Below are 13007 nucleotides of genomic sequence, written 5' to 3'. Positions count from 1 at the left end.
TCGTGTCCTTCGTGTTTCAGGTCTGGCTTTGGCTTGCCGTCCGCTTCAGGACAATGACTCGTCGTCGACAGCGAGGTGGTTGGCGAGGAGCGCGACCTGGGTGCGGTTGCCGACGCCGAGCTTGCGCATGATCGCGGTCATGTGCGCCTTCACGGTCGCTTCGGAGACGCCGAGGTCGTAGGCGATCTGCTTGTTGAGCAGGCCCTCGGCGATCATCGCGAGCACGCGAAACTGCTGCGGCGTGAGTTCGGCGATGCGGGCGGCGGCGTCCGCTTCGGCCGGCGCGAGCGCGGCGCCGGTGCCGACCAGCGACTCGGGCAGCCACACCTCGCCGGCGAGCACGCCGCGCACCGCGTCGACGATCGTGCCGATCGAGGCGGATTTCGGGATGTACCCCGAGGCACCGTGCGCAACCGCGCGGGTGATCACCGCACTCTCCTCATGCGCGGAGACGACGACGATCGGCAGGCCCGGATACTGGCTGCGCACGTGCACGAGCGCGGAGAAGCCGCTCGCACCGGGCATGTGCAGGTCGAGCAGCAGCAGCTCCGCGTCCGGATGCGCGTCGATGAGCGCCTGCAGCGCCGGCACGCTGTCGGCCTCGTGCAACAACGCATTCGGCCACTCGGTCTGCACCGCGCGCTTGAGCGCGTCGCGGAACAGCGGATGGTCGTCGGCGATCAGGACTTCGCGCATATGGTGATTGGTGTTTGGTGATTGGTGATTCGTGGCTGGGAATTCGTGGTGCCTGCGAACCGGCGATCGCGATATGTCGCGTGCATTTGCGAATCACCAATCACGAATCACCATTCCCGGCTTTCACTTCACCAACCGCTCATCCACCAGATTCTTCACCACCGACGGATCGGCCAGCGTCGAGGTGTCGCCGAGCTGATCGGGCGCGTTCTCGGCGATCTTGCGCAGGATCCGGCGCATGATCTTGCCCGAGCGCGTCTTCGGCAGGCCGGGCGCCCATTGCAACTGGTCCGGCGTCGCGATCGGGCCGATTTCCTTTCTCACCCAGGCGACGAGTTCCTTGCGCAGCTCGTCGGTCGCCGGCTCGCCGCTCTTCAGGGTGACGTAGGCGTAGATGCCCTGCCCCTTGATGTCGTGCGGGTAGCCGACCACCGCGGCCTCGGCGACCTTCGGGTGCGCGACCAGCGCGCTCTCGACTTCGGCGGTGCCGAGGCGATGGCCGGACACGTTGATGACGTCGTCGACGCGACCGGTGATCCAGTAGTAGCCGTCCTCGTCGCGCCGCGCGCCGTCGCCGGTGAAATACATGCCGGGATAGGTGCGGAAGTAGGTGTCGATGAAGCGCTGGTGGTCGCCGTAGACGGTGCGCATCTGCCCCGGCCATGAATCGGTGATGACGAGGTTGCCCTCGGTGGCGCCCTCGAGGATCGTGCCGTTGGCGTCGACGATCGCCGGCTTCACGCCGAAGAACGGCTTGGTCGCCGACCCTGGTTTCTGGTCGATCGCGCCCGCGAGCGGCGTGATCAGGATGCCGCCCGTCTCGGTCTGCCACCAGGTGTCGACCACCGGGCAGCGGCCGTCGCCCACGACGCGCCAGTACCACTCCCAGGCTTCGGGATTGATCGGCTCGCCCACCGTGCCGAGCAGGCGCAGGCTCGCGCGCGAGGTCTTCTTCACCGGCGCCTCGCCTTCGCGCATGAGCGCGCGGATCGCGGTCGGCGCGGTGTAGAACAACGTCACCTCGTGCTTGTCGACGACCTGCCAGAAACGGCTCGTGTCGGGCCAGTTCGGCACGCCCTCGAACATCACCGTGGTCGCGCCGTTGGCGAGCGGGCCATACACGAGGTAGCTGTGGCCGGTGACCCAGCCGACGTCGGCGGTGCACCAGTAGACGTCGTCCTCCCGCAGGTCGAACACGCATTCGTGCGTGTAGCTCACATAGACGAGGTAGCCGCCGGTCGTGTGCAGCACGCCCTTCGGCTTGCCGGTGCTGCCGGAGGTATAGAGGATGAACAGCGGGTCTTCCGCGTTCATCGCGGCCGCCTCGTGGGCCGCCGGCTGGCCTTCCATCAACGCATGCCACCAGCGGTCGCGCGGCGGCTGCATCGCGACCGCGCCGCCGGTATGGCGCACGACGAGCACGGTCTCGACGCTGTTGGTGCCCGGCCGCTGCAGCGCCTCGTCGACATTGATCTTGAGCGGCACCTTCTTGCCACCGCGCATGCCCTCGTCGGCGGTGATGACGATCTTGCAGCCGGAGTCGGCGATGCGTCCGGCGAGCGAGTCGGGCGAGAAGCCGCCGAACACGACCGTGTGCACCGCGCCGATGCGCGCGCAAGCGAGCATCGCGACCGCCGCCTCCGGGATCATCGGCAGGTAGATCGCGACGCGATCACCCTTGCCGACGCCGAGATGGGTGAGCAGGTTCGCCGCCTTGCAGACCTCCGCGTGCAGTTCGCGGTAGCTGATGCGGCGCGACTGCGAGGGGTCGTCGCCTTCCCAGATGATCGCGGTCTTGTCACCGCGCGTGGCGAGGTGGCGATCGAGGCAATTGGCCGCCAAGTTGAGCTGGCCATCGGCATACCAGCGGATGTGCAGGTCGCGTGCGTCGAACGAGACGTCCTTGACCTCGGTGTACGGCTTGATCCAGTCGAGACGACGGCCGACGCGATCCCAGAACGCGGCCGGGTCGCGCACCGACTCGGCGTAATCGCGTTCGTATGCCGCCTTGTCGATGCGCGATCGCGCGGCGAAATCGGCGGAAACGGGGTGCAGGCTGGCCATCGAAGTCCCTCCGGAAAGCGTCTTTGCGTGGCGCCATGGTAGCCCGCGCCGCGCGGGCCGGCGCTGCGCCTGCGACTTTAGTCGAGTTGCGACCTTTGGCGAATTGAGACGGCGCCGCGGCCGCGCGCAAGCTCGGACAGCCTGGTGCCGATTCGCACCCGGGGCTGGCGATGCGCTCGGCGCACGCCATGGGGAGATGTCGAACCGTTGCGGTTCACCACAAGAGGGGTCGGTCACCATGCATGCACAGCTACGTCGCGGCCTGCGCATGAGTGCGCTCGCGCTCGCCTGCACGCTCGCCTTGCCGGCGATCGCGATCGCAGGTTCCAAGCGCGAGGACGCACTCGAGCAGCGCGTCAGCGAACTCGAACACCAGGTCCAGTTGCTGATGGACCAGATCAAGGCGCAGCGCGAGGCGCCGCCGGTGGTGGTGCAGGCACCGCCTCCGCCGCCACCGCCGGAGGCGAAGAAGGAAACGCCCGCATTCACGACCGCGCCCGGCATGAGCGTCGCGTTCCACGGCTTCGTCAATGCGACCGCGTTCAGCCAGAACAAGTCCTTCACCTACGGCAACGGCCAGAACGCGGAATTCCCCGTGGTCGGCTCGAAGGGCACGCTGAGCGGCGTCGACATCCGCAATACGCGCTTCTGGCTCGACATCACCGGCGCGCGCCTCAACGACGACTGGACCGGCGGCGGTCGCATCGAGAGGGACTTCTTCGGTGGCTACAACGGCACCGGCGCCTACAGCCTCGCGCAGCCGACACCGCGCCTGCGCCCGGCCTATCTCGACATCGCGCGCGCCGACTCGGGCACCAAGGTGCGCGTCGGCCAGCAGTGGGACCTCATGTTCCCGATCGACAACATCCCGACCTCGCTGTCGCACCTCGCCTTCCCGCTCGGCTACGGCACCGGCGTGATCGGCTGGCGCTATCCGGGCGTGGTCATGATGCAGGACCTCAACCATGGCGCCGAAGGCACCAAGTGGCGCCTCGACGTCGGCGCCTTCGAAGGCAGCTGGAACAACCAGGGTACCGCGGTCAACCACCTGACCGCAGGCAATGCGGACTTCCGCCCGCAGATCGAGGCGCGCATCCGTGCCGAAGGTTCCAACTGGCTCGCCTATGCAGCCGCGCACTACGCCGACATCGACCTCAAGGGCGTCGACGGCAGCGCGGCGACGCCGGTCAAGTCGGGCCTCAAGAGCACCGGGATCGAGATCGGCGGTTCGTGGAAGCCGGGGCCGTGGAACCTCAAGGGCCTCGTCTACACCGGCAAGGGCCTCGGCCCGATCTTCGGCGCGATGTCCCAGTTCGGCGACATCCAGGAAACCGGCGGCTTCTTCCAGGTCGGCTACAGCTTCACGAAGAACTGGAGCATGAACGCGTTCTTCGCGTCCGCCAAACCCGATTCGGGCGACGTGCTCGCCTGGGCTGGCAACGGCGCGAGTGGCCTGCTGCGCAACCGGCAGACCGCGCTGAACCTGCATTACGCCAGTGGTCCGTACCAGCTCGGAATCGAGTTCCTGCACGACACGCTGAAGTCGGTGTCGGCCGATACGACCAAGGAAACCAGCGGCAACCAGATCGCCGTGAGCGCGATGTACACGTTCTGATCGCACGCGGTCCCGCGCCGTGCGCGCGGGACCCTTGGCTGCGCGCATCCGCGCGACGCAGCACCGATCACCCACCTCGCCGGCGACAGCCGTCATCAACCCTGGGGGCGACCCATACCATGGCAACCGTAGCGACCACTTCCCCATCGTCGTCCGCTCCGCTCACCACCGGCCACAAGCGCGTCATCATCGCGTCGAGTGTAGGCACGGTATTCGAGTGGTACGACTTCTACCTGTACGGATCGCTCGCCGCGATCATCGCCAAGCAGTTCTTCTCGGGCCTGAACCCGACCAGCGGCTTCATCTTCGCGCTGCTCGCGTTCGCGGCGGGCTTCGCGGTGCGTCCATTCGGCGCGATCCTGTTCGGCCGCCTGGGCGACATGATCGGGCGCAAGTACACGTTCCTCATCACGATCGTCATCATGGGCCTGTCGACGTTCCTCGTCGGCGTGCTGCCGACATACGCCTCGATCGGCGTCGCCGCACCGATCCTGCTGATCGCGCTGCGCCTGCTGCAGGGCCTCGCGCTCGGCGGCGAGTACGGCGGCGCGGCGACGTATGTCGCCGAACACGCTCCTCCGGGCAAGCGCGGGTTCTACACGAGCTTCATCCAGATCACCGCCACGTTCGGCCTGTTCCTCTCGCTGATCGTGATCCTCGCCTGCCGCAAGATACTCGGCGCTGACTTCGACACCTGGGGCTGGCGCATCCCGTTCGTCATCTCGGCGCTGCTGCTCGCGATTTCGGTCTACATCCGCCTGCAGCTCAACGAGTCGCCGCTGTTCCAGCAGATGAAGGCCGAAGGGCGCCATTCGAAGGCGCCGCTGACCGAATCGTTCGCGCGCTGGGACAACGGCAAGGTCGTGCTGCTCGCGCTGCTCGGCGCGACCGCGGGCCAGGCGGTCGTGTGGTACTGCGGCCAGTTCTACGCGCTGTTCTACCTGACCCAGGTGCTGAAGATCGAGGCGGTCACCGCGAACCTGCTGATCGCCGGCGCACTGCTCATCGCCACGCCGTTCTTCGTCGTGTTCGGCGCGCTGTCCGACCGCATCGGCCGCAAGCCGATCATCATGCTCGGCTGCCTGCTCGCGGTGCTGACCTACTTCCCGCTCTTCAAGGCGCTCACCCACTACGGCAATCCGGCGATCGAACATGCCGCGGCGACGAGCCCGGTCGTCGTCGTCGCCGACCCGGCCAAGTGCAGCTTCCAGTTCGACCCGATCGGCAAGAAGACCTTCACCAGCGCCTGCGACATCATCAAGTGCGCGCTCGCGAAGGGTGGCGTGCCGTATTCGAACCAGGAAACGCCGGGGGTGGACGGCGCGAGCGTGAAGGTGGGCGCGACGACGATCCAGTCGTTCAACGGCACCGGCATGGACGCGGCCGCGTTCAAGGCGCAGGCGGACACGTTCAACGCCGACCTCAAGAATGCGCTCACCTCGGCCGGCTATCCGGCCAAGGCCGATCCGGCGCAGATCAACCACGGCATGCTGCTCTTCATCCTCACGATCCTCGTGATCTACGTGACGATGGTGTACGGCCCGATCGCCGCATGGCTGGTCGAGCTGTTCCCGACGCGCATCCGCTACACCTCCATGAGCCTGCCCTACCACATCGGCAACGGCTGGTTCGGCGGCTTCCTGCCGACCACCGCCTTCGCGATCGTCGCGGCGACCGGCGACATCTACTCGGGCCTCTGGTACCCGGTGATCATCGCGGCGATGACCTTCGTGATCGGCACGTTCTTCCTGCGCGAAACCAAGGACGTCGACATATCGAAGTAGCCCTCCTGCTCGGGAAAGGCGGCTCACGCGCTCACCCTCTCTTCCTCCCCGACCGCGCGACCGCCTCGTGGCAAACCTTCCCCGGCAACGGGGAAGGTTTTTTTCGATCTCCACCCATGCCTAAGTTAGGCCTCGGGGCCTCGGCCCACCGCGCGGGACATTGCGCTCGGAGCCGGATACCGACATCGGCGCAAGACTCCCTTGGCTTCAAGGTGGTGGTCATTCCGGCGAAAGCCGGAATCCAGCTCCTGTGCGTGGCGAAGACGCTGGGTCCCGGGTTTCGCCGGGACGACGACGAGGGAGCTTCTGCTTCCGCTTCCTGCACTTTGCCGCTTCTGCTTTGCTCCACCGGAGTCCCCTCGGCGCCGGCGGGCGGCGGCCGAAAGGGCCCGAAGGGGGCGACGACCGCGGACCCACGCGGCGAAGCCTCGCGGGCGGCGACGCGGGGTGCCCTTTCTCTTGGTGACTTCTCTTTGGGCGAGCAAAGAGAAGTCACCCGCTCGCCGCCGAGGCGAGCGGAACCTCGCGACAGCGCCGCGCCACGGCGGAAGAAGCCTTGCGCGGCTACCACATGGAGCGCCGAGGAGCGAAACGTTCCGCCAGGTCACCAAGGCCCACGTGATGGCGGAGTTCGGCGTACCGGAGCGTAGAAGGAAAGGAAAGCGCCGCCCCGCGTGCGACGCGGCCACCCGAGGCCGGTGCGATACTCGGTCGTGCACGATGCGGAACCCGGGAACCTGCAGGCGTGGATCCGACCAGCCGCAAACTCGAAGCGATCGAAGCGCTGCTCGCGCGCGCGCTCGCATGCGCGCCGGATCAGCGCGCCGCCTTGCTCGCCCAGGCGTGCGGCACCGACGCCGCGTACCGCCAGCGCGTGGATCGCCTGCTGCGCTTGGCCGAGTCCGGCGATGGCTTCCTCGATCGGACGCCGCTGCGCGACGTCGCCGACGTGCCGGTGCCGGCGCCGCAGGGCGCCGAGCGTCGCGTCGGCGCGTACCGCCTCGTGCGCAAGCTCGGCAGCGGCGGCTCGGCCGAAGTGTGGCTGGCCGAACGTGACGACGGCGGCTTCGCGCAGCGCGCCGCGATCAAGCTCGTGCGCGGCGCGGACGAAGCGACGCGCGCGCGCTTCGCGATCGAATGCGGCATCCTCGCCTCGCTCGAGCACCCCGGCATCGCGCGCCTCTACGAAGCCGACGTCGACGCGCGCGGTTCGGCCTACCTGGTCATCGAGTACGTCGAGGGCGAGCACCTGACCGCGTATGCGCGGCGCCAGGCCTTGTCGTTGCGCCAGCGCCTCGAGCTGTTCGTGCAGGTGTGCGATGCGGTCGCCTATGCGCATACGCGCCTGGTCGTGCATCGCGACATCAAGCCCGCGAACATCCTCGTCGGCGCGGACGGCCGCGCGAAGCTGCTCGACTTCGGCATCGCCCGGCTGCTCGACCCCGAGTGCAGCCGCGACAGCACGCAGACCCTGCACCTGTCGCCCGCATACGCCGCGCCCGAGCAGCTCACCGGCGGGCACATCGGTACCAGCACGGACGTCCATGCGCTCGGCGTCACCCTGTTCGAACTCCTGACCGGCACGTTGCCCTGGCCCACCGAGGGCGCGCCGATGAGCGCGGCGCTGCGCCGCCTCGCCGACCAGCCGTTGCCCGCGCCGAGCCGAGCGAGCGGCGAAGGCGGGGTCGCGCCGCGCGCGCTGCGCGGCGATCTCGACGCGATCGTCCGGCGCGCGCTGCGCAGCGACGCGGCGGCGCGATACCCGGACGCGCGCGCGCTCGCCGACGACCTGCGCCGCCATCTCGCGCACGAACCGGTCGCCGCGCGCGCGGGCGCGAGCGGTTACCTCGTGCGGCGTTTCGTACGCCGCCATTGGCTCGGCTTCGCGAGCGCGGCCGCGGTCTTCATGGCGATGGCGATCGCCCTGGGCGGCATCGCCTGGCAGGCGAACAGGGCGCGCGCCGAAGCGCGCAGCTCCGCCGCGGTGCAGGCGTTCATGGTGGACCTGTTCCGCCACAGCAGCAGCCGCCAGGCCGACCCGGTGAAGGCGCGCGCGACGACCGCGCGCGAACTCCTCGACATCGGCGTCGAGCGCATCCAGGGCGAACTCGACGACGCGCCGCAGAACAAGCTCGCGCTTCTGCGGCTGTTCGGTGACCTGTACGGCGAGTTCGCGCTGTCGGCCGAGCAGGTGCCGGTGCGCCATGCGGCCGTCGAATTGAGCCGGCGCCTGTACGGGGGCGCTTCGCGCGAGCTCGCCGCCGACCTCATCGCGCTCGCCGACGTGTCGAGCGACGGCGATGAGGGACAGGCCGCCCTATCGGAAGCAGGTGCGATCCTCGACCGTCTCGGCGACGACGATTCGGAGCTGCGCGCGAAGCTGCTCGTCACGCGCGCGGGCAGCCATGTCACGACCGACCTGCCGAGCGCGGCGCGCGAAACCGCGGCGGCCGTGGCGATCCTCGAGCGTGGTCCGCCGTCGGACGCGCTCGCGCAGGCGCTTTACCTGCAAGGGCTCGTCGCCGGCTACGGCGCGCGCGTCGCGCAGGCGATCGTGCCGCTGCAGCGCGCGGTCGACGTCGCGCTCGCGGGTGACGGCGCGCGCAACCCGATGCTCTCGACCTACTGGCGCCAGCTCGGCGAGGCGCAGAGCTACCTGTCGCGCCATGCCGCGGCGCGGGAGTCACTCGTGCATGCGATCGAGCAGGCGCGCACGTTCAAGGACGAGCATGACTACGACCTCGTGCGCGCGCAGACGACGATGGCCGCCGTCCTGCTCAACGCGGACCGGCCGCGCGAGGCACTGGACGCCGCGCGACAGGCGAAGGCCGCCGCACCGACCGGCGACGTTGGCGTCGAGGCGCTGCAGCTGCGCACCTACGCGCTCGGCACTGCGAGCCGTGCCGCCGCACGCGCCGGTGATACCGCATCGGCACTCGCCGACGCCGAGGCGGCGGTCGCGCTCGCGCGCAGCTTCGACCCGGACGGCGCGTTCCTCGGCACCTCGCTGCAGCGGCTCGCCGACGCCGAGGTCGAACTCGGCCGCGACGACGCGGCCGAGCGCACGTTGACCGAGGCGACCGACATCCTCACGCGTGTCGGCCGGCGGCCGAGCGAGCTGACGGCGATGCTCCGCATCCGCATCGCGCTCGACGCGGGGCGCGTCGCCGGCGCCCGCGAGCAGTTCGCGAGCCTGCCGCCACTCGACGGCGACGCGCTCGCCTCGTTCGCCGCGACGCTGCGACGCGAGCTCGTCGAGGCCGAGCTGGAATGGCTCGAGCAGCATGCCGATCGAGCAATCGCACGCGCCGCCGACGTCGGCACACGCGCGCGGGCGAGCGAACTCGCACCGTACCTGCGCTCGACGATCGCGGACGCCGCGATGATCGAGGCGCGCGCGCGGCTGCTGCGGGGTGATGCGGCGGGTGCGCAGCCGCTGTTCGCCGGCGCGCTCGCGACACGGGGCGAGCTGTACCTGCCGACCAGCCCTCGCATCGCCGAGGCGGCGCTCGCGCTCGCCGAAGCGGAATTCGCGCTCGGCCGCGACGCCGATGCGCGCAGCCACCTGGGCGAGGCGGAGGCGATCGGCGGCAGCCACGTCGAGTTCGCCGGCCGCTACGGCGAACCGCTGCGCCGGGTGCGCAGCCTTGCCGCGGTCGTGCCGTCGCGCCGCCGGCACTGAGCCCCACCTGCACGCCAAGCGCCTGTCGCGCAAGGCGAAAACGCTCCGCGAAGCGTCTGCGAATGGGTCGCGAATGACGCGAGAGTCCCGCCCCGGCGGTGCCGGACTAGCGTCGGGAACTCCCGGGCCGCGATGCGTGGACCGGGTCGACACCGGCATCGGTCCGGCCATCCATACGTCCAGGAGTCAGCATGCGTATTTCCCCGATTGCCGCAGCGCTCGCCGCGGCCCTCGTCCTTGCCGGCGGCGCCGCCGAAGCGGCGAGCGTGATCGAACTCACGACCCCGAACGCCCAGGCGACCAAGTTCTCGCAGAACGGCGAGTACCTCGTCGCCTCGGTGTTCGGCGCCGGCGGCCTGCGCTGGACCGCGTCGACGGGCGCCGAGGACCTCGTGCAGGACATGGTCTACGCCAACGGCATCAACAACCTCGGCACGATTTCCGGCGCGCGCTCCGACGACGGCGGCAGCGCCAACGGCGGCCATGACCTGCCCGCGGTATCGCCGATCGGAGCGGCGACCTCCACGCCGCTGCCGCTCCCGGCCGGCATCGACAACGTCGACGCCTACGACATAGCCGACGACGGCAGCGCCGTCGGCTTGGCCTGGACCGACGATTTCAGCGTCGCCAAGGCGTACTACTACTCGCCCGTCGACGGCGTCGTCGACCTGCCGGTCGACAACGCGACCAGCGCCTCGCGCGGCAACGTGATCAGCGCGGACGGCCATGTCGTCGGCGGTTGGAGCGACGACCCCGACACCGGATTCCGCCGCGGCGTCGTCTGGATCGACCGCGTCGCGACCTACGTGCGCGACGCCGACGGCATCGACGCCGGCGAAGCCGACGGCATCAGCGGCAACGGCGCCTGGGTGGTCGGCAGCAGCCATCCGGCCGGCGGCAGCTGGCGCATGAATGTCGCGACCGGCGAACTCACCCAGATCCCGGTGATGCCGTTCGCGTTCGGCGTCAGCGACGACGGCAAGACCATCGTCGGCGCGAGCGGCTTCTTCGACAACCCGCCGCGCGCGCTCTACATCTGGACCGAAGCGGGCGGCTCGCAGATGTTCACCGACTACCTCGCCGATCGCGGCATCGAACTGCCGGACAATCTCACCCTGCCGCTGTCGGGCGGGCTGACCGCGGTATCGGGCGACGGTTCGAAGGTCGCCGGCTGGACGTTCGGCGTGGGCGGCATGATCACCTTCATCGTCGACGGCGTGAACGAACCGATCGACCACCTGTTCGCCGACGGCTTCGATCCGCCGCCGCCGCCGCCGGTCGTCACCGACGGCAGTTTCGAGGATACCGAGAGCGACTACGGACCCAACCCGCATTGGGACGCGCTCGACGGCAACCCGAACTCGGGCGGCGGCACCGATTTCGTGTCGGGCGGCATGCCCACGCACGACGGCATCTACACCGTCTGGTTCGGCGGCTGGGGCGGCGGCGACGCGGAGACGCAGACGCTCGCGCAGACCCTGACGATGCCCGCCGGCGGCCCGCGGTACCTCAACTACTGGCGCTTCGCCGCGGGCGTCCCGGACGTCGCTGGCACGCTCACCGTGACCGTCGACGGCACGCCGGTCCAGACGACCGACCTGTCCGCGCTCGCGGGAGATGTGCAGTACGTGCAGCAGTCGATCGACATCTCGAGCTATGCCGACGGCGCCGAGCACACGATCCAGTTCCAGTACGACTACCCGGGCGGCGGTACCTTCGACGGCAACATCTTCATCGACGACGTGAGCATCGATCCGACGGACACGCCGGCGCGCCACGCGGTCGGACGCCATGTGGACAAGGCGGTTGCGGCGAAGATGCGCAGGACGGCGAAGCGCTGATCGGCGCGGGATGGAGAGAGGGGCGGCCATGGGCCGCCTCTTTTGTCGCCTTTTTCTTGAGGGCTGGGGGCTGAGGGCTGGAGCGCATCGCGGCTGCCGCCGCTCCCACACGGAAGACGGCGTCGGTGGGGGAGCGACTTCAGCAGCGACCCGTAGAGCGGATCAAGCCGCGCAGCGGCGGATCCGCCTGTACTCCGCGTCGTCGTATCTGGCGGCTCCGGCCTTTGGCCTTGAGCCGCCCTACCTGCTTTGAGGGCTGAGGGCCGGGGAGCATCGCGGCTGCCTCCGTTTCGGCGGGAGCGACTTTCAGTCGCGATCCTCCAGAAGCGACGCGCTGCGCGGCTACAATGCGCCCGCATGCGCATCGGTCCCCACTTCATCGACCCGCCCGTCGTGCTTGCGCCGATGGCCGGGGTCACCGACAAGCCGTTCCGCCAGCTGTGCAAGCGGCTCGGCGCGGGGCTGGCCGTGTCGGAGATGACGACGGCCGATCCACGCCTGTGGACGACACGCAAGTCGCTCAAACGCATGGACCACGTCGGCGAACCCGACCCCGTCAGCGTGCAGATCGCCGGCTACGATCCGGCAATGCTCGCCGACGCCGCGCGCTACAACGTCGACCACGGGGCACAGCTCATCGACATCAACATGGGCTGCCCGGCGAAGAAGGTCTGCAACGTCTGGTCGGGTTCGGCGCTGCTGCAGGACGAGGCGCTCGTCGCGCGCATCGTCGCCGCCGTCGTTGCCGCGGTCCACGTGCCCGTCACACTGAAGATCCGCACCGGCTGGAACCGCGACAACCGCAACGGCGTGCGCATCGCGCGCATCGCCGAAGACGCCGGCATCGCCGCGCTCGCCGTGCACGGCCGCACCCGCGAAGATCTCTACCAGGGCGAAGCCGAGTACGAGACGATCGCCGCGATCAAGGCGGCGATCCGCATCCCGGTGTTCGCCAACGGCGACGTCGATTCGGCCGCGAAGGCCAGGCACGTGCTCGAAGTGACCGGCGCCGACGCGATCATGATCGGCCGGGCCGCGCAGGGCCGGCCGTGGATCTTCCGCGAGGTCGCGCACCACCTCGCGACCGGCGAGACGCTCGCGCCGCCGTCGCCATGCGACGTGCGCGACATCCTGCTCGGCCACCTCGACGACGTCTATTCCTTCTACGGCGAACAGCAGGGCGTGCGCATCGCACGCAAGCACCTTGGCTGGTACGCGAAGGATCGCCCGGAGAACGCCGCGTTCCGCGCGGTCGCCAACCGCGCCGAAAGCGCCGCCGAACAGCAGCGCCTCACGCGCGACTACTTCGACGCACTCGCCGCGGA

General features: G+C 69.4%; 7 protein-coding genes. 5 read left to right on the top strand and 2 right to left on the bottom strand.

Annotated features, from left to right (window positions below; translation table 11 throughout):
- Positions 1–45 precede the first annotated feature (45 nt).
- A complete protein-coding gene (locus tag ACTHK2_RS18920) occupies positions 46–696 on the bottom strand; it encodes a response regulator transcription factor (protein ID WP_440247289.1) in 651 nt (216 codons plus the stop codon).
- Between the two features lie 123 nt (positions 697–819).
- Positions 820–2760 carry an acetate--CoA ligase gene (acs, locus tag ACTHK2_RS18915; protein ID WP_440247288.1) on the bottom strand — a complete coding sequence of 647 codons (1941 nt, stop codon included), beginning with the start codon at positions 2758–2760 and terminating at the stop codon, positions 820–822.
- 238 nt (positions 2761–2998) lie between these two features.
- Between acs and ACTHK2_RS18910 the strand changes: the two genes are divergently transcribed.
- The 5 genes from ACTHK2_RS18910 to dusB form a co-directional block, all read left to right on the top strand.
- A complete protein-coding gene (locus ACTHK2_RS18910; protein ID WP_440247287.1) occupies positions 2999–4375 on the top strand; it encodes a hypothetical protein in 1377 nt (458 codons plus the stop codon).
- 119 nt (positions 4376–4494) lie between these two features.
- Positions 4495–6159, top strand: coding sequence for an MFS transporter (locus ACTHK2_RS18905; RefSeq protein ID WP_440247286.1), 1665 nt, complete (start codon positions 4495–4497; stop codon positions 6157–6159).
- Between the two features lie 745 nt (positions 6160–6904).
- On the top strand, positions 6905–9841 hold the full coding sequence (locus ACTHK2_RS18900; RefSeq protein WP_440247285.1) for a protein kinase domain-containing protein: 2937 nt from the start codon (positions 6905–6907) through the stop codon (positions 9839–9841).
- Positions 9842–10032: 191 nt separating this feature from the next.
- Positions 10033–11682: a hypothetical protein gene (locus ACTHK2_RS18895; protein ID WP_440247284.1), complete on the top strand. Its 1650-nt coding sequence runs from the start codon at positions 10033–10035 to the stop codon at positions 11680–11682.
- A 357-nt stretch (positions 11683–12039) separates the two neighbouring features.
- Positions 12040–13007: tRNA dihydrouridine synthase DusB (gene dusB / locus ACTHK2_RS18890; protein WP_440247283.1), on the top strand; the 968-nt coding region annotated here is incomplete at its 3' end.

This window comes from Dokdonella sp. (assembly GCF_051958935.1).
GTDB lineage: Bacteria > Pseudomonadota > Gammaproteobacteria > Xanthomonadales > Rhodanobacteraceae > Dokdonella_A.
This window is presented reverse-complemented; position numbering and strand designations above follow the sequence as displayed.

Excerpts from the sequence above, each read along its gene's own strand:
- ACTHK2_RS18920 (WP_440247289.1), bottom strand. The coding sequence starts at position 696 with ATGCGCGAAGTCCTGATCGCCGACGACCATCCGCTGTTCCGCGACGCG.
- acs (WP_440247288.1), bottom strand. The coding sequence starts at position 2,760 with ATGGCCAGCCTGCACCCCGTTTCCGCCGATTTCGCCGCGCGATCGCGC.
- ACTHK2_RS18910 (WP_440247287.1), top strand. The coding sequence starts at position 2,999 with ATGCATGCACAGCTACGTCGCGGCCTGCGCATGAGTGCGCTCGCGCTC.
- ACTHK2_RS18905 (WP_440247286.1), top strand. The coding sequence starts at position 4,495 with ATGGCAACCGTAGCGACCACTTCCCCATCGTCGTCCGCTCCGCTCACC.
- ACTHK2_RS18895 (WP_440247284.1), top strand. The coding sequence starts at position 10,033 with ATGCGTATTTCCCCGATTGCCGCAGCGCTCGCCGCGGCCCTCGTCCTT.